The 22,893-nt window shown below is 30.6% G+C and carries 24 protein-coding genes; 3 read left to right on the forward strand and 21 right to left on the reverse strand.

Going from position 1 to position 22,893, the window contains the following annotated elements; genetic code table 4:
• Positions 1-11: 11 nt before the first annotated feature.
• Together pyk and pfkA are read right to left on the reverse strand one after the other, a co-directional pair.
• Positions 12-1,448: a pyruvate kinase gene (gene pyk / locus SSYRP_RS03285; RefSeq protein WP_016340891.1), complete on the reverse strand. Its 1,437-nt coding sequence runs from the start codon at positions 1,446-1,448 to the stop codon at positions 12-14.
• A 53-nt stretch (positions 1,449-1,501) separates the two neighbouring features.
• Positions 1,502-2,482, reverse strand: a complete 981-nt coding sequence (gene pfkA, locus SSYRP_RS03290; RefSeq protein ID WP_016340892.1) for a 6-phosphofructokinase — start codon at positions 2,480-2,482, stop codon at positions 1,502-1,504.
• A gap of 229 nt (positions 2,483-2,711) precedes the next feature.
• Between pfkA and SSYRP_RS03295 the strand changes: the two genes are divergently transcribed.
• A complete protein-coding gene (locus tag SSYRP_RS03295) occupies positions 2,712-3,770 on the forward strand; it encodes a hypothetical protein (RefSeq protein ID WP_016340893.1) in 1,059 nt (352 codons plus the stop codon).
• 56 nt (positions 3,771-3,826) lie between these two features.
• On the opposite strand, the gene SSYRP_RS03300 is transcribed toward SSYRP_RS03295, so the two are convergent.
• The 5 genes from SSYRP_RS03300 to SSYRP_RS03320 all read right to left on the reverse strand — a co-directional run bounded on the left by SSYRP_RS03300 (position 3,827) and on the right by SSYRP_RS03320 (position 8,107).
• Complete coding sequence (locus tag SSYRP_RS03300) at positions 3,827-4,441, reverse strand: hypothetical protein (RefSeq protein WP_016340894.1); 615 nt, start codon at positions 4,439-4,441, stop codon at positions 3,827-3,829.
• A 20-nt stretch (positions 4,442-4,461) separates the two neighbouring features.
• Entirely contained in the window at positions 4,462-5,352 is an 891-nt protein-coding gene (gene tsf, locus SSYRP_RS03305) for a translation elongation factor Ts (RefSeq protein ID WP_016340895.1), read from the reverse strand.
• 20 nt (positions 5,353-5,372) lie between these two features.
• Positions 5,373-6,527, reverse strand: a complete 1,155-nt coding sequence (gene rpsB / locus SSYRP_RS03310; RefSeq protein ID WP_016340896.1) for a 30S ribosomal protein S2 — start codon at positions 6,525-6,527, stop codon at positions 5,373-5,375.
• A gap of 276 nt (positions 6,528-6,803) precedes the next feature.
• Positions 6,804-7,703: a hypothetical protein gene (locus SSYRP_RS03315; RefSeq protein WP_016340897.1), complete on the reverse strand. Its 900-nt coding sequence runs from the start codon at positions 7,701-7,703 to the stop codon at positions 6,804-6,806.
• 56 nt (positions 7,704-7,759) lie between these two features.
• Complete coding sequence (locus SSYRP_RS03320) at positions 7,760-8,107, reverse strand: holo-ACP synthase (RefSeq protein WP_016340898.1); 348 nt, start codon at positions 8,105-8,107, stop codon at positions 7,760-7,762.
• Between the two features lie 148 nt (positions 8,108-8,255).
• On the opposite strand from SSYRP_RS03320, the gene rnhC reads away from it, so the two are divergent.
• Entirely contained in the window at positions 8,256-9,140 is an 885-nt protein-coding gene (gene rnhC, locus SSYRP_RS03325; RefSeq protein WP_016340899.1) for a ribonuclease HIII, read from the forward strand.
• Between the two features lie 11 nt (positions 9,141-9,151).
• Here rnhC and SSYRP_RS03330 read toward each other — a convergent pair whose 3' ends face one another.
• The 14 genes from SSYRP_RS03330 to SSYRP_RS03395 all read right to left on the reverse strand — a co-directional run bounded on the left by SSYRP_RS03330 (position 9,152) and on the right by SSYRP_RS03395 (position 21,910).
• Complete coding sequence (locus tag SSYRP_RS03330; protein WP_016340900.1) at positions 9,152-9,640, reverse strand: deoxycytidylate deaminase; 489 nt, start codon at positions 9,638-9,640, stop codon at positions 9,152-9,154.
• Entirely contained in the window at positions 9,640-11,007 is a 1,368-nt protein-coding gene (locus SSYRP_RS03335) for a rhomboid family intramembrane serine protease (RefSeq protein WP_016340901.1), read from the reverse strand. Before SSYRP_RS03335 ends, SSYRP_RS03330 begins: the two co-directional genes overlap by 1 nt.
• An 8-nt stretch (positions 11,008-11,015) precedes the next feature.
• The gene (locus tag SSYRP_RS03340) at positions 11,016-11,930 is read right to left on the reverse strand and encodes an RluA family pseudouridine synthase (protein WP_016340902.1); all 915 of its coding nucleotides are present in this window, start codon (positions 11,928-11,930) and stop codon (positions 11,016-11,018) included.
• Positions 11,930-12,505 (reverse strand): signal peptidase II, encoded by a 576-nt coding sequence (lspA, locus tag SSYRP_RS03345; protein ID WP_016340903.1) that lies wholly within the window; start codon positions 12,503-12,505, stop codon positions 11,930-11,932. Before lspA ends, SSYRP_RS03340 begins: the two co-directional genes overlap by 1 nt.
• 39 nt (positions 12,506-12,544) lie before the next feature.
• Positions 12,545-15,250: an isoleucine--tRNA ligase gene (ileS, locus tag SSYRP_RS03350; protein ID WP_016340904.1), complete on the reverse strand. Its 2,706-nt coding sequence runs from the start codon at positions 15,248-15,250 to the stop codon at positions 12,545-12,547.
• Positions 15,251-15,480: 230 nt separating this feature from the next.
• Positions 15,481-15,882, reverse strand: a complete 402-nt coding sequence (locus tag SSYRP_RS03355) for a hypothetical protein (protein ID WP_016340905.1) — start codon at positions 15,880-15,882, stop codon at positions 15,481-15,483.
• Between the two features lie 8 nt (positions 15,883-15,890).
• On the reverse strand, positions 15,891-16,640 hold the full coding sequence (locus SSYRP_RS03360; RefSeq protein ID WP_016340906.1) for a hypothetical protein: 750 nt from the start codon (positions 16,638-16,640) through the stop codon (positions 15,891-15,893).
• The gene (locus tag SSYRP_RS03365; RefSeq protein WP_016340907.1) at positions 16,641-17,072 is read right to left on the reverse strand and encodes a cell division protein SepF; all 432 of its coding nucleotides are present in this window, start codon (positions 17,070-17,072) and stop codon (positions 16,641-16,643) included.
• Between the two features lie 6 nt (positions 17,073-17,078).
• A complete protein-coding gene (gene ftsZ / locus SSYRP_RS03370) occupies positions 17,079-18,302 on the reverse strand; it encodes a cell division protein FtsZ (RefSeq protein WP_016340908.1) in 1,224 nt (407 codons plus the stop codon).
• A gap of 48 nt (positions 18,303-18,350) precedes the next feature.
• The gene (locus tag SSYRP_RS03375; RefSeq protein ID WP_016340909.1) at positions 18,351-19,670 is read right to left on the reverse strand and encodes a cell division protein FtsA; all 1,320 of its coding nucleotides are present in this window, start codon (positions 19,668-19,670) and stop codon (positions 18,351-18,353) included.
• 30 nt (positions 19,671-19,700) lie between these two features.
• Complete coding sequence (gene rsmH / locus SSYRP_RS03380) at positions 19,701-20,639, reverse strand: 16S rRNA (cytosine(1402)-N(4))-methyltransferase RsmH (protein ID WP_083939343.1); 939 nt, start codon at positions 20,637-20,639, stop codon at positions 19,701-19,703.
• A gap of 6 nt (positions 20,640-20,645) precedes the next feature.
• Positions 20,646-21,077: a division/cell wall cluster transcriptional repressor MraZ gene (gene mraZ / locus SSYRP_RS03385; RefSeq protein ID WP_016340911.1), complete on the reverse strand. Its 432-nt coding sequence runs from the start codon at positions 21,075-21,077 to the stop codon at positions 20,646-20,648.
• 136 nt (positions 21,078-21,213) lie between these two features.
• Positions 21,214-21,390: a 50S ribosomal protein L32 gene (gene rpmF, locus SSYRP_RS03390; RefSeq protein ID WP_016339057.1), complete on the reverse strand. Its 177-nt coding sequence runs from the start codon at positions 21,388-21,390 to the stop codon at positions 21,214-21,216.
• 1 nt (position 21,391) lies between these two features.
• Entirely contained in the window at positions 21,392-21,910 is a 519-nt protein-coding gene (locus tag SSYRP_RS03395) for a YceD family protein (RefSeq protein ID WP_016340912.1), read from the reverse strand.
• A gap of 136 nt (positions 21,911-22,046) precedes the next feature.
• On the opposite strand from SSYRP_RS03395, the gene SSYRP_RS03400 reads away from it, so the two are divergent.
• Complete coding sequence (locus SSYRP_RS03400) at positions 22,047-22,865, forward strand: MurR/RpiR family transcriptional regulator (RefSeq protein WP_016340913.1); 819 nt, start codon at positions 22,047-22,049, stop codon at positions 22,863-22,865.
• Positions 22,866-22,893: the final 28 nt, after the last annotated feature.

Consider the following 22,893-nt stretch of genomic DNA (forward strand, 5'->3'; position numbering starts at 1 on the left):
AGGTAGTTTAATTATTCAACTATTAATTCTTTTAATACATCATTACGAGCAAATAAGATTTTTGATCCAACTTTTGCTCCTCATTTTTTTGCAACTTCAATAATTGCTTGATCGTTGTCTTTAAATTCATTATAGTTATCAACTTTGTTCATAAAAATTGAATGTCATACTCCAAAAGCAGTATATAATTCTGGGGTTGGAGAAACTCCTAAAATTACAACATTTGGACGGAATTTTGAAACAGTTTTTAATAATGTTCCTGTATTTGATAACACAACTGCATATTCATATTCCCCGTTCTTACATTTTTCAGCTAATTTTTTAGCAATTTCAGCACGTGGTCCTGTTGTTGTTTGACAAGCATTTTCTAATTGTTTTTCATAATATAATTTTGAGTAAAATTCCATTTCAGCTCTTTTATTAATTGTTGCCATTGTATCAACAGTAATAAATGGGTAATCCCCGTTCGCTGATTCTCCTGATAACATTGTTGCATCAGCCCCTAGTTCTGTTGCAAAGTAAACGTCAGTAACTTCAGCTCTTGTTGGATGTGGATTATCTGTCATTGATTCTAACATTTGTGTTGCGACAATAACAACTTTACCAGCTTCACGACATTTTCTAATAATAATTTTTTCTCAATATGGTACATCATAATATGGAATTTCTAATCCTAAATCTCCCCGTGCAACCATAATTCCATCAGCAGCGGCAATAATATCATCAATATTATTAATTCCAATTTGTGATTCAATTTTTGCAATAATTTGAATATGTTCAGCATTTGCTTCTTTTAATAATTGACGAATTTCTAAAACGTTTTCTTTGGTGTTTACAAACGAAGCAGCAATATAGTCAACCCCTTGTTCAGCTCCATATTTAATATCGGCGATATCTTTGTCAGCTAAGAATGGTAATGTAAAGGCCACTCCGGGTAAGTTAATTCTTTTGTTTGTTTTTACAACATGATGATTAAATGCTTCAGTTGTAATAACCCCTGGTTGTACATCTGTTACATTTAATTGTAATTTTCCATCATCAACTAAAACAACATCTCCCACTTTTAAGTCTTGTGACATATCATATGAAACAGTCATTTCTGATCCTGTTCCTTCACGACTAGCATATTCTGCTGGTAATGAGTAAATTGTTACTTTTGTTCCTTTAACAATTTCTTGTTTACCATCTTTCATTTTCCCAACACGAATTTCAGGTCCTTTTGTGTCAAGCATAATTGAGATTGGTTTCCCAATTTTTTTAATAATTTCTTTTGTTCAAACAATACGAGCCCCTTGTTCTTCATAATCACCGTGTGAAAAGTTTAAACGAATTGTATTCATTCCTAAATCAAACAATTTTGTGATTCCTTCTTCTGAATGAGTACTTGGTCCAATTGTTGTAATGATTTTAGTTCTTTTCATTTTATCTTTTAAGTTTATTTTGTCCATTAGTTTTGTATTCTCCTTTTAACTCTCTACTCTTTTATTTTATCCTAATTTCATTATTTTTTATAGATATTATCATTTAAATTAGTAAAATCAGCCAAAATATCTTTCCGCGAAATGCGGGGAATGCTTAAGGCTTCCATAATTGGGCGAGCCACAATTGCATCCCCAACATTACCAACTGCGATTCCACCAATTCCAGATAAAATTTGTTCAACAGCAAATTTTGCCATTTGGAAAGCACGATAACGTTCCATTGCCGTTGGCGTACCTCCTCTTTGAATATGTGCCAAAACAGCTTCACGAGTTACATAACCACTAGTTGTTTCGACTAAACGAGCTAATTTTTTTAAATCTGGGTAAATTAACTCACTAACAACAACAATTACACTACGTTTATTTTTATCATGCATTTCTTTTACTTTTGCGGCAATTTCTTCCTCAGTTAAAGCTGCTTCATTAATTGAAATAATGTCAGCTCCAGCGGCAATCCCCGCATAAAGGGCAATATCACCACATGAATGACCCATTACTTCAACAATTGCACAACGATTATGAGATTGAATTGTATCACGAATGCGATCAAGGGCTTCAACAACAATATTAATTGCCGTATCAAATCCAATTGTATAGTCAGTTGAAGTAATATCATTATCAATTGTTCCTGGTAAAGCAACACAATTAATACCCATTTCCGTTAATCGTTGGGCTCCTTGGTAACTACCATCTCCTCCAATTACAACTAAAGCTTCAATTCCTTTTGCGTTTAAATTGGCAACAGCCTTCTGACGAACTGCAACTTCTTTAAATTCAGGCAAACGTGCTGTACCTAACACTGTTCCCCCGCGATTAATAATTGAATCAGCAAAATTAACGTCAACTGGTTCAATTCAGTCATTAACTAATCCTAAATAACCGTCTTTTACTGCATATACTTCTAAACCTTTAGCAATTGCAGTTTTTACAACTCCACTAATAGCAGCATTCATTCCCTGTGAATCACCACCAGAAGTAAGAATTCCAATCCGTTTTATCATATATTCTTTCTCCTTTAATTAATTTACTTAATTATTATAACTTACTTTTAGAAAAAGAATTAAAAAATATCACATTAATTATTTTATGTTATAATTATTTACAAAATAATTTAAAAAAATATCAATTAAAAAATATCAACATAGCAATTACTAAAATATCAATTACCAAAAAAGAACAAATTTGTAGCAAAATATGGTTGGGTTTGGGTGGGATAGCAGGAGGAAAACTATGAAAAGTTTATTAGTTGTATTATCTTTATTAACAACTCCTGTCATGGGAGGAGTATCATCGCTATTAACTTCAACAGAAAATAGTATTGTTGAAAATAAAGCAGTTGAAACTGTGCAATTTAAACATACCCTTGATATGAGCATTTTTGCCGGACCTGGGGGAACTGTTATTGCAAAAGAAAATGATTTTTCTGATAGTTTAATTCAAATTGTAGAAGAACAACGACAATTTTTAAAAGAAAATAAAATTGTTGATTTTAAAGTAGTTAAAGGTGAATCATGATTCAATAATTTAGATGAACATGGCCCAATTAACATAAATGAAGGAATGAATGCATTATTACATGCACAAAATTATCAAATTAATAACAATATTGCTAAAGTATCAGGTCCAGATGAATTTGGAAACTATACTTTTAGTTTAACAGCAAATGTTACAATTGATGGTGAAACATTCGATTTACAAATGGATGGATTTGAAACAGGTAAACAATTTGCAGATTTTCAAATTTTAGGGGGATTCTATAACTTATATACTTTAGAATATACTATCCCACCAGTTGAAGATGGTAAAAAAGAACTTTACTATAATAGTAATCATACTGATGAAACAGTAAGTTTAAAAACTCCAGGATTTAGTACTAATCGTACGCTATACTCAGTTGTAAAAGTAAATGTTGGTAAATTAAACCAAGATTTAACACAGTATAAAAAAATGGATTTTTTAGGAACAAGTAGTGTTAGCGCTACATGAGGTAGTGATTCTTATCATTGAAATGTACAAAATCTTACTCCAATTTTTACAAATGATAATAACTATAAAATTCAAAATGATAATGATATTGATAATTTTGCAACAATTGAAGTTGTAAATGATGAACAATGAGGCGGATTAGCTTATTTTGATATCATAGTTAAGTTTGGTTACACTTGGTACCAAGAAAATGATAATTATTATATTCAAATTGTTTCAAAAAAATATGTTTCAACACATAGTACATTTTCAGCGATATATAGTACTATTAACTTTAGTAATGGAATTAGATTAGATTATTAATAAAAACAAAGTAATTATAACAATAAAAAAACTTACTAATTTATTAGTAAGTTTTTTTATTTTGATGATTCTGATGCTTCATCTTTGCTTCTTTTTAGTGTTGAACTTGGTTCAACTGGGTCAACTTCTACTTCTTGATTCAACAAACTAACATTATTTAAAATAAATTGGCCAGCTTGTGAAGCTAAAGAGTAGCGACATTTTTTCTTACTTCGAGTTCCTTCAATATAATTAATTGTAATTTGATTTAACTTTGTATTTTGTCTCACATTGCTGATTTTACGAATTAGAATTCTTTCTCCTAAGAAAGTAATTTCTTTGTCATCAATCCCAATTGCCATTGTGTGTAAGAATAAAAAGATATAAATTCCAACCCCAACTGTTAAGGCAAAACCTAAGACAATTAAGATAATCACAGCATAACTTGGAATATTTTCAACAACAAATTGAAGAACAAAACCAGTAGCAACCACCGGGATATTAGACCCTAATATTGAAAAGACACTAATTAATACTTTTTTGTTTATAAAGACTTCTTTAAACTCATGTTTTTTAAAACTAATTAAATAACCTAAAATTGAAGCGCCAACCGCCACTAATAAGAAAGCGGCCATTGCTAAGGCAATAATTAGACTTTTAACTGAATCTAAATCTGCATAAAGATTAAACATTCTTTCATCTCCTTTTAAAATTATTTACGAACTTGGGCCATAACTTCTTGGGCAAAATCTACTTGCTCTTTTTCAATTCCTTCTCCAACTTCATAACGAATCATTTTTTTAACACTAACATTATTAGCTTTTAAAAAGTCACTAACTTTTTGATCAGGATTAATAACAAATGCTTGATCAAGTAATGAAATTTCTGCTAATTGTTTGTTTAAACGACCTTCAACCATTTTTTCTAAAATGTTATCTGGTTTACCAGCATTTTTTGGATCATTTTTTGCTTCCGCTGTTAAAATTGCTTTTTCACTTGCTAAAAAGTCTTGGCTCATTTCTTCACGCGAAACAAATTGTGGACGCATTGCTGAAACATGCATTGCTAATTGTTTTCCAGCTTCTTCGCTAATTACCCCATCGAATAATAAAGCCGCAACAATTCTTTTATTTGAGTGAACATAAGTTCCGATTGATTGATTATCATTTATTTCTAAAATTGTAAAACGACGTAAAGTAATTTTTTCACCAATTGTTGCAATCGCATTTGTAATTAACGCATCTAATGTTTGACCATTAACGTCTAATTGCAATGCTTCTTCAACAGCACTAACATTACTGTTTACTAAAGTTGCACCAATTTGATCTAATAAAGTTAAAAATTGTTGATTTTGGGCCACAAAGTCTGTTTCTGAATTTACTTCAAAAACAACAACTTTATTTCCTTTCATCGCCATTCCAACTAATCCTTCTGCGGCAATTCGATCAGATTTTTTTGCTGCTTTTGTGATTCCTTTTTCACGCAATCATTTGATTGCTTCATCAATATTTCCGTTTGTTTCTTCTAATGCTTTTTTACAATCAAGCATCCCTGCTCCGGTTGCAGTACGTAATTCTTTAACTAATTGTGCAGTAACTACCATTTCTAAAAACCCTCCTTAAATTATTTTTTTACGATTTGATTATTACTAATTTGTAATAATGCTGTTAATTGTTCAATCATTTCTGCTTTTTTAGCCTTTTTTAAGCCAACTTCACTAGCAATTTTTTCTAATTGATCAACTTTTAATTTTGTTAAACTTTTTTCAAGATCATTGTCAACAACTTCAATCCCAGCAAAAACTGAGTTAGTTGCTTCAACTACTGGAGCTTTTTCAACAGGAGTTGAAACTGGTGCTTCAACTGTTTTTTCAGCAACTGGTGCTTTTTCAGCAATTGGTGCCGCTTCAGCAACTGGTGCTGTTTCAACAACTGGTTTTTCCACTACTGGAGTTGCTGCTGGTCTTGGCCCTGATTGTTCACGACGGTCTGGACGATTAAAATCTCTTTTCCCAAATTCACGACGGTCAGAACGATTATCATCAGCTTCACGACGGACAAATTCACTTGGTTTAAATTGTGGTTCAGGCATTTTTAAGCCCATAGCATCTCCATATAAATCAGCAATATGATGAGTAATAATTGCAATTGCTCTTGTTGTATCATCATTTGCAGGAATAATATAGTCAATACCATCAGGATCAACATTAGTATCACAGATTGCAATAACAGGAATTCTTAATTTTTGCGCTTCCTTAACAGCAATATATTCTTCTTTTGGATCCACAACAAATAATGCTTGTGGTAATTCTTTCATCCCTTTGATTCCACCAAGGAATTTTTCTAATTTTTCTTTTTCTTTTTTAATTAGAATTTGTTCTTTTTTTGGTAATAATTTTAATTCACCATTTTTTTCTTGACGTTCAATATTTCATAAACGTTTAACACGTAAGTGGATTGTTTTTAAGTTAGTTAGTGTTCCTCCTAATCAACGTTGATTAACATAGAAGTTTTCACTACGTTCTGCTGCATCTTTTACAATTCATTTTGCTTGTTTTTTTGTTCCAACAAAAAGGATTTTTCCTTTTTTTGTTGCTAATGTTGCCATTAATTTTTTAACATCTTCAAGTCTTCATAATGTTTGTTGTAGGTCAATAATATGAACCTTATTTTTTTCTCCATAAATATATGGTTTCATTTTTGGATTTCATCTTTTTGTTTGATGACCAAATTGTGCTCCGGCTTCCCAAAGCATTTCTCTTGTTAATTCTTTTGCCATTTTTAGTTTTCTCCTTTTCGTTTCTGCTTCCATCTACTTCTAACATTTACCACTTTATATTAAAAATAAAGCACTCGACAAATGAATTCATAAATGTGTCTGTATAACCATAAATTAAGTAAATACAACATATGAATTATAACATATTTTTAAAAAAGAAAGCACTATTTAATAAAATAGTGCCTTTAAAAAAATAAAAAGTTTGGCTGTTTTTTTGTTTTTTTTGTTTTTTTAAAATGTTTAAAATTAAAGTTTGTTTTTCGAAAGAACTAAATTCTAATTTCTGAGCGGTAGTTGATAACCTTGCGCCAGAGCTTTAAGATCAAAATTAAACCTCTCACTATGCATAATATAGAAAGAACTATCAACCGATTCCTCTTCTTTTTTTTGACTTAAAACATCCATTATTTTTAAAACTTCCGCAACCATAATAATGGCAATCAAAATTTGAATTGGAACAACAACAAATAAAATTGAATTAATTAATTTTGAAAAGGGTCGATTTTTAAGATTTTCTAAGTACGGTATAGCAAGGGAAAATTTTGATAAGATATTAATACTAAAAAACAAGATAATTAAAAAACAGAATTTTAAAAATCTTTTCGGTCCAAATAGTTTTGACACTAAAATCCCGAGAGGAATAAAAATAAATAAGTCATTTAAAACAATTATTGTTAAGATAATTAAATAAATGGGGTTAAAAACTTCATTTAAAAGATTAAAATCATTTAATATTAAAGCACCAAAAATAACAATTGGTAAAAAATATCCGATTTTTAGTAAAATATTAACTATTTTTCAATTACGCAAGATTAACAATATCCCAATTGATAATTGAAAATAATTAAAACAAGAAATTGTAAATAAAAAAGATTTAATATTAAGAGTTTTTGTTTCAATATAAAAGCTTTTTCAAATAGTATTTCCTAAGAAAAATATTGCAAAGGAAAAAATAATTGTTGAATATTTAATTATTTTATATTTTAGATTTTGGTTAGGCCGATTAGAAAAATATAATAGATAACTAATAGCTAAAATAGAAATAACATAAAGGCAAGTAAAAACGGAAACCAATAAAATAAATTGGAAATAATCTTTTTGCGAATTTACAAAATTATTTGAAAAATTATAATGATTCAAAAATTCGATTAAATTTTTTTCTCAAAGGTTAAACATTAATACCCTCCCTTATTATCGGTGGTATGAGTTAAACTTTTTAACTCCAAGGTAACTTAATTATTTTCACTTAGAATTGCAACAGCAACACTATATTCTTGTTCATGACTGATTGAAACATTTAACTGTTCATTTCGTTGAAGTGGAACACCGTCAACAACTATTATTTTATTATCACTTAAGGTTATACTAATCTCGTTTAAAACAATTCTTTCATGATTAATTGCTTTAATAATTGCTTCTTTTGCCGCTCAACGGCCAGCTAAATATTCAATTTGACGATTTAAGTTGCTAATTTTTGAATAATATTCATACTCAACTGGCGATAAAAGCTTTTTAACAAATTCAGGACTCGCCGTGATGCGATTATTTTTGACAATATCTATCCCTACATTCTTAATCACTTAAATAACCCCCAATTCAATACTATATTAACTATTTTGATACACGAATATTTTAACCCATTTTTAAAAATAAACCAAATATATTTTAAATTTTATTGTTTAATCAATTTTTTCGCTATAATTAAAATAATAACGGGAGGGCTTTGTAATGGCTAATATTAGTTTCAAAAATGTTGATCTAAATATAATCAAACAAATTATGGCCTACTATAGTAACTATGAAGTCACACAACATGACAAAAATAAAAAAAATGTTTTTCAAAAAGATGGAATAACAATTACAATTTACCACACAAACACTGTTTTATGACAAGGACCCAATGCTATTAGAGCAGCAGAACGTTTTTTTCCCAGCAAGGAAAAAAACGAACCTAGCCAAAAACTAGCAATCGCTTATAATACACCAAATATTATTGGTAACGATGAAGTTGGGGTTGGTGACCTATTCGGCCCGCTTGTTGTATGTGCCACATCATTTACAAAAGAAAACGCACAAATATTAACCACCTTGCCAATTAAAGATAGCAAAAAATTACGAGATGATGTTATTTTAACTTTAGCTCCCCAAATTAAAGAACTTGTTAGTTATAGCATTGTTATTATTAATAATGAAACCTATAATACATTATTTAATAAATATCATAATTCTCATATTATTAAAGCCCAGGGCCATAATCAGGCTTTAATAAACTTAACAGCAAAATTAAATCAACATCAAGCAATTTATATCGATCAGTTTGTTAATCCCAAAAAATATTTTGAATATTTACAAGATCAAAAAAATGTTATTAAAGAAAACGTTAATTTTTTAACCCATGGTGAAGAACAAATTTTAGCAATTGCGTGCAGTGCAATTCTAGCACGGGCAACATTTTTAGCTGAAATCAAAAAACTTGAAAATAAATTTAACATTGTCTTACCATTAGGAGCTAGTGAGTCAACAAAACAATTAGGCAAAAAATATAAAAAAATGTTCCCCCTTGAACAATATCACCAATTCATCAAAGACCACTTTAATCTCGAACCAAAATAAAAAAGTTATTGCTAATATTTAACAATAACTTCAACCGGTGATATCATCCGACAATTAATGTTTGCAAGCGCAAACATTTTTTTAACAGCTTGATTATCTTCAGTTTGATCATATTTATCATTATCATAAATGACTTCTTTAATCCCAGCTTGGATAATTAATTTAGCACATCCTGAGCAAGGAAATAAAGTTGTATAAATTCGACAATTATCTAAGTTTGTTTTCGCACTTAGAATTGCATTTAATTCGGCATGGGCAACATAGGGATACTTTGTTTCTAAATATTGTCCTTCCCGACTTCAAGGAAACTCATCATCATTTAAACCACGTGGTAAACCATTATAGCCGGTCGCAATAATTTGATTAATATTATTAACAATACAACTCCCAACTTGCGTATTTGGGTCTTTACTCCGCATTGCGCAAACATGGGCAACACTTAGAAAAAAATTATCTCAACTTAAATAATTCTCTCGTTTTTGTTGTTGATTTGCTGGCATTAGAATTTAACTCCTTGTCATAACTGATATAACGAATTTGCTTGTTCTTTTAATATTTCTGGTCATTTTTCTTGTGGTAAATGATAGTAATTACGGAGCATATTTTCAATTGTTCCTTTATCAATTAACCCTAATTGCCAATATTTAATTAAAGTATATATTGTTTCCGGATTATATGGGGGAACATACGGGCGAATTAAGAAACAAACCAAAATTGTAATAATTGTTCCCAATAAAATGATTAATGGATAAATTATCGCTGTTAAACCATTTTTTTGTTTTAAATTAATGTCAAACAAAAAGGAAAGCGCACTACCAACAAAAAAAGCAGCTAAAACTATTAATAACGTAATATATTGTTGACCAAAAATTGGAAAAACAATTAATCAAATTGGAACAATTAGCGTTCTTTTATTTGAAACTAGTTCAGCTAAATTATCTTTCCCAAAGTTATAAGTAAATAATCCTCCTCATAACAAACTTAAAATAATTGATGATCCTGAAAAAATAAAGTTTGGCATTGTTGATGATAAGAATAAGCCAACTAACGGAATCCCAAAAATTAAAATAACCGCCATTCTTCAACGCCCTAAAATTGCTTCGGTAAATCGACCAATTAAGAATAATAGAAAAACATTAATAATTGTTGAAATAATACTTTCATCATAAATCCAAAAAGTTCATAACCGTCATCATTGATTTGACCAAACTAATAAATCACGGTTAATCCCCCCAAATATTAGTTGCTGAATTGATATTGGCGTTCCAGCTATCCCTAGTACATTTGCTCCAAAAAAGATAATAAATAGTGGAAAAGCTAATAAAACAAAACAAATAATTCAGGTAATAACCAAATTATTGTAACTTAGTTTTTGACTCAATTCTTTTAAATGCTTGGTAATATTACTATCGGGATCATTAATCTTATCCATTAATTCTTCTGGGGATAAAGACCCCACATTAGAATTTTCAATATTATCACTCAAAATATTTGCTTTAGGATAAAATTCTTGTAATTTGGTTGCGTAATTTGTTTTATCAACCGCTAAAATAACATCCCCATCTTCCTTTTTAATCATTTGAGAACGATCTTCGGTTAAAATAACTGATAATACGTTTAATTTTGCCCGTTGTTGTTTTTTTGATAAAAACCCTTTTAAACTTACGACAACTTCATCATCAATAATAAACTCATTTAAATCCTTTTCAAAATTATCAACAATTCGAATAATTTGAAACTGCTTATTATCAATTTTGTAAAGATAAACATTATTATTACTACGCGCTTTATTTTTATAAACAGTATATTTTTCCTGTTTTAAAAAATATTCTACTAATGATAACTTATCCTTATCAAAATTTGCCATATTATCACCTACTCTTTCTCTCGTAAACTTGCCAATTTTTCACTAAATTCTAATGGTAATTCACTAGTAATTTTAATTATTTTACCAGTGCGAGGATGAACTAATTCTAATTCATATGCATGTAAATATTGCCCAAATGATTCTTTCTTATCACTTAAATAACCATAAGTTGGGTCCCCATAAACAGGGTGATTAATATATTGCAAATGAACTCTAATTTGATGAGTTCTTCCTGTTTCTAACTCACACTCTATATAAGTATAATCACTAAAGCGTTCAATTACAAGTATATTTGTCACAGCTGGTTTTGAATTTTGTCCCGTCACAGCCATTTTTTTGCGATCAAAAGGGCTACGACCAATTGGGGCATTAATTTTAGCCCGATTCTCAGTAATTACACCATGCACCAAAGCTCGGTAACGACGATGGAGGATTTTATTTTGAATTTGTTTTTGTAATTCCTGATGTGTAAAATCGTTCTTAGCAACTACTAGTAACCCTGTTGTTTGACGATCAATACGATGAACAATTCCTGGCCGTAATTCCCCACTAGCAGTTGATCAATTAACATCTAATCCTAGCAAGCCATTTACCAAGGTATTTTCATAATGCCCCGGGGCTGGATGAACAACTAACCCATTTGGTTTGTCAATAATCATTAAATCATCATCTTGATACATAATTTTTAAATCCATCTCTTGGCCAACTAATTCTTGGTTAGTAGATATTTCTGGGCTCTTAATTTCAATTTCATCATTGATTTGTAATTGGTAATTGCTACTAACTTGTTGATTATTAACGCTAATATACCCTGTTCGAATTAACGTTTGAATTTTAGTTCGTGATAAAGGTTCTGGAGTTGTGGCAAAATATTCTGTTAAATATTTATCAAGGCGCATTTGACTAGTACTAATAAGCTTCATTATTCTTCTCTTTCTGGGTGGGCAATTCCCTCTTTTTGATATTCGCGATAATATTTAATAATACTGATAATAACACCAATCACAATGACAACAACCCCAAATGTTACTCACATATCAGCTAAATTAAAAATACTATATGGGGGAAATAATACTCAAGCAAGAAAATCAACAACTCCACCGTTATTTCACATTCGATCAACTAAATTACCAAAACCACCAGTAACAATCATTATTAATCCTACAATAATAACTTTTTGATTGGCATATAAAAATAATAGTAACGCTAAAACAGTAATTAAAACAGCGCCAACAATTGTTCCAGCTAAATTATCAGCATTAGCCCCAAAGGCAATCCCTTTATTAATAATTAACTGAAAATTAATAAAACCATCTAAAAACGGAACTTGAACATTATAAGGTAATAAATTAAATGCTAATTGTTTTGAAATAATATCTAACGTTAATAAACCACAAAAAATTGGTAAACAAACAATTAGTTTATATTTTCAAAGATATTCTCTTAATTTAAAATGTTCCTTAACATCATTAAAAAACTGTTTTGAGCGTGCTGTCATCTTTTCTTCTCCTTTTATTAATTATTATCTCATAATTTCTTAATTTAAGATATCAAAACAACGTAAACAAATTTCATTATTTGCCGCTAATTTATCAACGATCATTCAACAACGTTCACATTTTGAACCGTTTTTTGGTTGAACTTGTAAATAACTTGTTTCATATTCTCTTAAATTAGTTTTATCGTCGGTAAAATTAACACCACTAACAATAAAAATTTGGTGTAAATCACTAATAGCTGCTAATTCTTGATATTCTGGTTTCAAGGCGATTGTGACTTGGCATTCTAATGACTTATTAATAATTTTTTGCTCACGACAAACTTCTAATTCTTTATTAATATCATCACGTAATTTTAGCACTTTATTCCAACGATTAATAATTTCAGGACTAACTTCACAATTTAAAACATAATTATCTTCTAAATGAATTGATGATGCTTTATCAGGATAGTTAATGAACTGATGAGTTTCTTCTGTCGTATGAGGAATAATTGGTTTTAAAACATCAATTAAAACACGATAAATTTGGTATAAAGTTGTTTGGACGGCACGACGACGTGGCGCATTAGCTTTTTCAATATATAAAATATCTTTAATAAAATCTAAATAGAACTTTGATAAAGTTGTAATAACAAAATTATTAATTAACGTAAAGACAGTATTAAAATTCAAACTTTCATAGCCTTTAATTACTTTTGCTTGAAACTCTTTTGTTAAATGTAAGACATACTTATCAACTTCACTTAAATTTGCACTAAAATCTTTGCTTGCATCAAAATCAGCTAAATTTGCTAACATAAAACGTAAAGTATTACGAATTTTTCGATACGCTTCCGCACTTTGTTTTATAATATCAGGACCAATTTTAACATCATCTTGATAATCCACCGAAGCTACTCACATTCTTAAAACATCCGCCCCATATTGTTCAGCAATTTCTAAGGGACTAATAATATTCCCAAGCGACTTACTCATTTTGCGACCTTTTTCATCATTAACAAAACCATGAGCAACAACATTACGATAAGGAGCATGGCCTGTTGCAATAACGGAAGTAATTAAAGACGAATTAAATCATCCTCGGAACTGGTCAACCCCTTCTAGATATAATTCAACGGGATGATTATAACCACGGTTTTTAATCACATTTAAATTACTTGATCCACTATCGAATCAAACATCCATAATATCTTGTTCTTTTTTAAAATTTTTATTTTGATAACTGGCTGGTAATAATTCGTCAGCTGATCATGAAAATCAAATATTTGTTGTTTGATTAACTTTAAAAAGATTAATAACATGCTCAATAATTTCTGCGTTGACTTGTGGGACATTATTTTCATCATAAAAAACAATAATTGGGACTCCTCATAGTCGTTGACGCGAAATACATCAATCTTGGCGATTAGCAATCATATTAGCAATCCGTTTTTCACCCCATTCTGGGAACCAATTAACTTGACTAATTTCTGTTAATAACGCTGGTTTAATTTTATTAATCGCAACAAATCATTGATCAGTTGCCCGGTAAATTACTGGTTTTTTTGTTCGTCAATCAATTGGGTGTTTATGTTTAATAAACTTTAATTTTAATAATTGATTATTAGCGGCTAAGCGTTCCCCAATTAACTTATTAGCGTTCTCATAAAATAGTCCGACTAATTGGTCATCATTAATCGCTGTTGTATATTTTCCTTCGTTATTTAATGGTGCATAAACTTTAATATTATTTTGACGGGCGATTAAATAATCATCTTCACCAAATCCTGAAGCAATATGAACAATCCCAGTTCCCGCTTCAGTTGTAACATGATGGCCTAAAACAACTGTTGTTTCCCGTTGATATAACGGATGAGCAGTTATTGTTCCAACAAGGTCATTTCCATAGTAAGTTTTAACAACTGTTGGATTTTCTCACCCTAATGTTATTGTTAAAGATTCCAATAAATTTTTAGCAACTAAATAGCCTTGCTCAGCAACTGTGACAAGGACATACTCAATTTCAGCGCCAACTGCTAATAATTGATTCATTGGAATTGTTCATGGTGTTGTTGTTCAGATCACTATTTTTGTCCCAACTGGTAATTCTTTACTTGTTACAACATCAAAAGTAACATAAATTGAAGGTGATGTTAGTTCTTCGTATTCAATTTCTGCTTCGGCTAAAGCTGACTCACTTGAACATGATCAATAAATTGGTTTTAAATCACGGTAAATTAAATCATCAACAACCATTTTTTTAAATAATTCTAGCTGTCCCAATTCATAATCTAATGTTAATGTAACATATTTATCATCAAAATCGGTTAATAATCCTAGTTTATTTAACTGATTAATTTGATTGTTAATTTGGCCTGCAGCATATTGGGCACAAATTTCACGAAATTCAACTGGTGAAACGGCTTTACGATCAACACCTTGATTGGCAACTGCTGTTTCAATTGGTAAACCATGGGTATCTCAACCACAAATAAAAGGACTATAGTTCCCTTTTAAATTTTGATAGCGGACAATAAAGTCTTTTAAAATTTTATTTAAGGCATGCCCAACATGCAAATTACCATTAGCATAAGGAGGCCCATCATGTAATAAAAACTGTGGTTTATCGCGGTTTTTTGCATTACTTAATTGCGCAACATTTAATGTTCGTCATTTTTCTTGTAATAACGGTTCTTTGGTTGGTAAATTAGCTTTCATTTCAAATTCAGTATTTGGAGTCAATAAGGTATCTTTATAGTTCATGTTTTTTCCTTTCCTAATAAAAAAGTAAGTGATATAAGAGTGTTAAAAACACGGTACCATCTTACTTCATAAATATTTTGTTAAATATTTATCTTTCTCTTTCATGTTAAGTTGTTAAAAATAACTGATAATTTAACAATTTTTATAATTAGCTCGCATCGTCCTAATCTTGCTGGAATAAAAGTTTTGTTAAACCGTGGTTTATTTTTCTACTTTAATCATATCTTATTTTATTTAATTTTGTTAATAATTTCTTTTTTAATCATTTCTGAAATTCTTGTCCCATCATTAATGGTAAAAGCATAAATTTTTTTATTCCGCTCAAGAAAATCATCAATTGCTTGTAAAACTGCTTGAGGATTTGCCCGATTTTCATCAATTTCATCTAATAAGTTGGCAATTTCCTCTTTGAAGGCATATGAGAAATCAACAGCTTTCATAATAATTCGTCCAGCATTATGACTGGCAACTTCAAAAGCTTCATGGGATTTTTCAATATTATAGCGCGAAACTTCTTCTAATGATTGAACTTCTGCTATATACTTTTTTAAATTGTCATTTTCTTGTTGCAATTCTGTTAACTGCTGTTTTTGGCGGGCCAGGATTTTTTCTAGTTGCTCCAGTTCACTCATCTTTTCACCTACTCATATTTGGCAATTTCAATTCGAAAATTATCATTTTTCAATTGATTAATATCTTGAATTAAAAATCGTCCATATTTTTTTATCGATAATATCATACCATAATTAATGCTAAAAGTCCTACGATTGTTGACTGAAAAGTCGACATAAACCATTTCTTTTTTAATCATTGTCTGAGCAACAGTTCGTGACAAATTACAAATCGCACTAACAATCGCATCTAATCGTAAACTTTGCGTAACTTTGCTAAAAGTCTTAAATTTAATAACCATTTCAACCGGCGTTGGGGCTAAACTAAATTCTAATCAGCGATTCTGGCACTCTAATGGCCCTGATAAAAAAACCGGGCTAATTTTTGTAAGAACACTTAAATAGATTTTGTCTTCGGTAAGGTACAAATCACCAAGGACTTTTTGGTCAAGTTGCAACTGATTTAAAAAGTAACCAACCAAAACATTATGCTTAAAAAGATGGTCTTTTGGTTGGGTTGCCACTAATAACTCTGTATTATTAACTGAACTATTAACCGTTACTGTTACACGATAACCATTTAAAAAAGGACGATGTATTGTATAGTCCTTAATTTGTGCTTTTTTAAAAACACCCTGTAAGATATTTAATTGCGCCAAGGACATAAAATCGGTTGTGACGATTTGACCTCGTTTAGCTTGCTCACATCATCCTTTTAACTTATTAATAAAAGCTAAATCATTCTGATAATGCTGAGCTAAATATGCTTTATCGTTCACCTAATCTCCTAAGACAAATTCATATGTCTGATTTTCTAAGCGGCGGGCTGTTCCAGCAAAACTATACATTACCCCACTGATAAAATCAAGTAAGCGAATTCGTTCTTCTTTTGGTAAATGTTCTAAATGAACAATAATTTGGCCATGTTTTAACAATAAATCAGCAATTTTAGGAGCATCATTAAAGTCTTTTGCTGTATATCCTGTTGTCGCGCTTTGATCAGTGCTATCATCTTTGGCGCTGACTAGTGACGCCTGTTCAGGATTGATAACTGGTTGAGTAAAACTAACTTTTTGTAATGGTTCTGCGTTAAGACTTGGATTAGTACCCTCGTGTTGTTGGTGATCAACAGATGATGTTTGTTCTGAAAAATCTATCTTTTGTTGGGAAAAATCTAAGTTATTACTTTTCTTTTTTGAAAAAATTCCCATAATTAATTATCAACTTCTGCGAACAAATGGTGGTAAGTCATCATCGTCATCATCATTTTGGTCATTTTGTTCTGGATTAACATGTTCACGTCAAGCATTAATTCGGCGATTAGCATTTGCTGTTTCCCGTTCAGCATTTTGTTGTAAGTTATTGAAATAACTTGGTCGTTTACGAATATTTTCACCATCAACTTCATCATCGTCATGATTTTCCGTTGGGCCTTCATATTCTTCTTCACTACCAGCATCTTGGGGATAACCATTATAATTATAAGCTTGGTGGTCATCATCAAACCCAGTGGCAATAACGGTTACAATCATTTCATCATCTAAATGTTCATTAACAGCTGTTCCGAAAATAATATTAACTTCCCCACCAATTGCTTGTTTGACAATATCAACAGCATCATTAGCATCATTTAAAGTTAAAGTATTTCCCCCTGTAACGTTAATAATAGCATCTTTTGCCCCACGAATTGAGGCTTCTAATAATGGTGAAATAATTGCTTTGTTAGCCGCTTCAATTGCTTTATCTTTTCCTGATCCAATTCCGATTCCAAATAAGGCATTCCCTTTATTGCGCATAACGGTTTTAATATCAGCAAAGTCTAAGTTAATTAACGACGGTACGGCAATTAAATCAGTAATTGTTTGTACCCCTTGACGTAAAATATTGTCAGCCTCTTTAAATGAATCTTTTAATGGTACGCCCCCAATTACTTCTAGTAAACGGTCATTTGAAATAATAATTAGTGAGTCAACATATTTGCGTAACTCTTCTGTCCCTTGAATGGCATAACTATTACGCGCACGGCCTTCAAATGAAAATGGTGTTGTAATAATCCCAACTGTTAAAGCTCCTGCTTCTTTGGCGATTTTGGCGATGATTGGGGCCGCTCCGGTCCCAGTTCCTCCCCCCATTCCAGCGGCAACAAAGACCATATCAGCATCTTTTAATGCTTCTCTAATTTCATCGGTTGATTCAATTGCTGCTTGACGACCAACATCAGGGTTGGCTCCGGCTCCTAATCCTTTTGATGTTTCTTTTCCTAAAACAATTTTGTTCTTTGATTTTGAAACACTAATAATTTGGGCATCTGTATTTGCAACAATAAACTCTACACCTTGTACTCCAGCTTCAATCATTCTATTAACAGCATTGTTTCCAGCGCCTCCAACTCCAATTACTTTAATTGAAGCGACTTGTTCATAATTGTCAAAATTGTCCATCGTTTAATTCCTCCGCTTTATATTCTTATTTAAATATATTGTACTATTTTATTTAAGGTTTTGGTACAAATTTTGTTGATATTGTCCTTGTTCACCAAATTGGTTAACTGGTAATGGTCGTAAATATGTACCTTGTTTTTCTGCTGGATTTTGTGTTACTTCTGGCTGTTTTACGGTTGGAGCCAGATATGTTACAAAACGTTGATCAACAGCTTGTAAACTTGTTCCGCTAACTTTATTAGCTAAATGCTGATAATAAATGTTTCCCAATAACCCGGTACATCACGCTTCGCGAGCGCCAATTGTTTCAGGTAAATAAACACTTAAATTATAGTTTTTATTCATTGTTAATAATTGTTCTTTAAATCCACTAATTTTTAGGATATCCCCAACAACAACTAGGGGGTAATCATATTTTTTTAGCGTTGTCGCTAATTTTTGATTTAAATGTTCGATTTCTTCTTCTAACACCCGATTAACAATTGTTGTTAAATCATGGTGGGTAAAGTTTAATTGTGTTTGTTGTTCTGGTAAGTATTTACTATAAATAACCAGATTATCTTTTGTTTTATTATTTAAGTTAATTATTTTATATAAATATTTGCTTGCTTGTTTATAATCACAATTCATCACTTGACGTAAACGCATTATTATTTTTTTAATTCCACCCGGAATAATAATTTGTTCACATAATGTCTCACGGACAAAGATATGTGCTTTAATACTATCATAATCTCAATCCACAATTGTAATCCCATTTTGGAGATCTAATGGTGAAGCGATATTTCAAGCAAGACTAAACGATTCTGGTAGGATACCCATTACTTCTACCTTTGCATACTTCAGAACATTAAAGATTCCTTGTATAATTTGTTTTTTTGTTACATAGACAATTGCTTTGATGCTAACTTTATGTGCAGGAAAGCCAATTGGGGGCGCCGTTACCGCCTTTTGTTCATTAAGAATGTAGCGGTATGGTCGAATGAAAAACGTTGTTTCATCATCTAATAATGGTACTTCTTTTGCTAGACCAATTAAAGCATCAATATCGTTTTTTGTTATTAAACGATCTGTGGTTAGATTTAGCATTTTGGTTGAAGTTTTAATTTTTAAATTGTGTGATGGAATTGAAACAGCAACACGTTGCAGATCAAGTCCTAATTGACGATTAGCATCTTTAATTACAATGCTTAATTCTTTGGCCATATTTTTTTCATCCATAATTTTGCCATTTTCACAAAAACGATACTCTAAGTGTTTTTTGTAAAGGACTTTAATATTTGAATTACTATAAATTCCAACCATAAAACTAAAACTATATTCTTTAATTTCTAACACGGCATATACTTCTTTTAGTTTGTAATCCATATCCACTACCTTCCTTTCTATTACTGCGTATTAGTTCACCCGTTCTAATATTCGCATTTTGGCACTGGCGCTACGATGATTTTCATCAAGCTCTTTACTCGTGGGGACAATAACCTTTTTTGTAATAATTTTAAAATTACTTTGGTAATTGGAAACGACTGGTAAATTTTGATATACCATCGCGGCGGGATCGGTTGTCAGTTTTTGAAAAAACTGCTTAACAATCCGATCTTCTAAGGAATGAAATGAAATAATAACTAGTCGCCCTGTGACTGCTAACATTTCAACCGCTTGTTCCAACGATTTTTTTAACACTTCTAATTCTTGATTAACTTCAATTCGAATCGCTTGAAACACCTGCTTAGCAGGGTGTTTCGCTTTTTTTAACACTTTTTGTGGTAACGATTGCTTAATAATATCAACCAATTGAAATGTTGTGCTAATTTCTTCTTTTGCTCGAGCAGCAACAATAGTTTGGGCAATCTTTCAACTAAATTTTTCTTCACCATATTCGCGGAAAATCCGAGCTAAATCATTAACAGAATAAGTATTAACAACTATTTTAGCTGTTAAACTTTGCTTTTGATTCATCCGCATATCAAGTTCACTATCATAGCGATAACTAAACCCGCGGTAGTCACTATCCAACTGTGGTGAGGAAACTCCTAAATCATAAAGAATCCCATTAACTGTTTGAACATTTCGAATGACTAATTCAGCTTGTAAATGCATAAAATTGGCATTAATGATTTCAAAATTAGGTTTGTTTAACAGCCCCAATTGTTTTTTGGCGGCATTAATTGCCTCATCATCTTGTTCAAAACAATATAATTTTCCAGTTGTTAATTGGCTTAAAATTGCGGTACTGTGACCAGCACGCCCTAATGTGCAGTCAACATAAACCCCATTTGGTTTAATCATTAGGCCCTCAAGTGCTTCTTTTAATAAAACGGGATAATGTTTATCCATTGTTAATTAAATTTTTTCTTCAAAATTCTTGGCAGCGTCTTCCATTGCTGGCGCACCATCAATATATTTTTCTCACACAATTGGGTCTCATAATTCCAAATGATCGTTATTTCCAATAATAACAACATCTTTACTAATTTGCGCTTTTTCTTGCAAAATTACCGTTAATTTTATTCTTCCGGCATTATCGAAAGTAGTTTCATCCGACATTGACATTACTTTTCTTGCCAATGCTCGTCCTTCAGGAGTGGCTTGCCCAGTTGAAGCAACTTTGGCAATTCATTTTAGCCATTCATCTTCACTGCGCACATCAATACAACCATCAAAACCAAGAGAAATAAAGACTTTATTAGCTTTAAATTGCTCTCGTAATTTTGAGGGAATCGTTAAACGCCCTTTATCATCTAAGGTATGATTGTATGTGCCTAGTAGTGCCATCTCCCACTTTCCCCCACTTTCATACAAATTATATGACATTCTTCCCCATAATGCAACACTTTTCAACAAAAACTTTTAAATCATCATTATAGGCTAAAAAAAAAAAAAAAACTTCCCTTTCAAAGGGAAGTTTTTTTTAGTCAACTCTGACTACTTCTTTATTTTTATAATATCCACATTCACGACAAACTCTGTGTGGTTTAATTGTTGCTCCACAATTTTTACATGAAATTAATGTTGCTCCAGCTAATTTAAAATGTGTACGACGCTTTCTTTTTGCCTGTTTCGACGTCTTTCTAAATGGTACTGCCACTTTATTTCCCCTCCTTTATTTTCTGCTCCCATAATTCTTGCAATTTATTTCATCGTGAATCTTCTTGTTTTGCCAAGTAACTCTCAAAGTCTTCTTCCGATAAAACCTGTCAAGATGAATCACCACTAATTATTGTATCACTATTTTCCGATAAATTAATAGGAATATTAATAATTATTTCATCTCATGCATATTTTATTATATCAAAATTTTGCTCTTTTAAATAATTAATATCAGTTTTTTGATAAAATTTAAAACTATAATAGTCATTTCATTCTAATGTAATTGGATACAAAAATAACTTTAATGTTCGTGAATCTTCAATCACTAATTCACCGCTGATCTTTGCTTTAACTTCAATTGCATCTAATTCGGCATTATATTTAATTATCCCCGTAGCAGTTAAATTTTTTCCGTCCCGAATATTTGGCGAATAATTTTCTAGATTTTCAATTGTTGTTAAATTTTCGGTAAAATTAATGACTGGACTATTAATAAAATCAGCTTTTTTATAAATCATTGGACCCTCCAACTTTCCTTATTTCTATTATTATAACTATTATAACAAGAATTCCACGCCATAACTTTCGCTTTTTTTGGCTTTTTATGCTATAAATATAGCATACCGTAATCAGTAAAATTTTGGAAGTGATAAAATGCAACTTATTAAATATACTGAAAGTCATGAGCTAACAAATTTGGAACAGCAGTTAGTTGCCAAATTAAATGAAAACATTAAAGAAACCTTGAAATTATCAATTAATAAATTAGCGTTAAAACTCTATATTAGTCCTTCATCTTTAAGTCGGCTGGTTCGTAAACTAGGCTTTAAAAATTATAACGCCTTTATCATTTGATTATCTGGACAATATCAATTAGCCCAACGCTATACTTCAACGCAATTAGCAAATAAACAAAAGAACCCCCTTGATATTATCACTAAAATATATCATCAATATGGTTTTGAATTAGAACAAACTTATTTAAACATTGAAATTAATGATTTTGAAATTGCTATTAATTGAATTCATAACAGTTCCCAGATTATTATTTATGGTCCTAGTGATAGTAATATTTTTTTAAAAAACTTTAATTTTTATTTAAATTTATTAAGATACCAAACAATTTTAGTAAATTATTTTAGTATTTTTCAACAACTCCTTGCGACAACGCAAGAAAATGATCTCTTAATTATTTATTTATATCATGAGCAATTAGTTAAGTTACCATGACAAGATCTTTACCAATTAGCTCATACAAAAAAAATTAAAATTCTATTATTTACTAACTCCAATAAAATTAAGAATAACGATTTTATTCAAAAAATAACCTTAACAAAAAAAGATATCGTCAAGAATAGTCCTAATTTTACTTCTTATGCTAATAATTTAATGACAATTAATTTTTTATTTGAATTATTAATCGCCAAGTATCATCTTGAATTATCGCCAAAAGCAGAAGCTCAGAAAAAATAATTAAAACCCTTTAAAAATAAAGGGTTTT

The sequence above is a fragment of the Spiroplasma syrphidicola EA-1 genome (assembly GCF_000400955.1).
GTDB lineage: Bacteria > Bacillota_I > Bacilli_A > Mycoplasmatales > Mycoplasmataceae > Spiroplasma > Spiroplasma syrphidicola.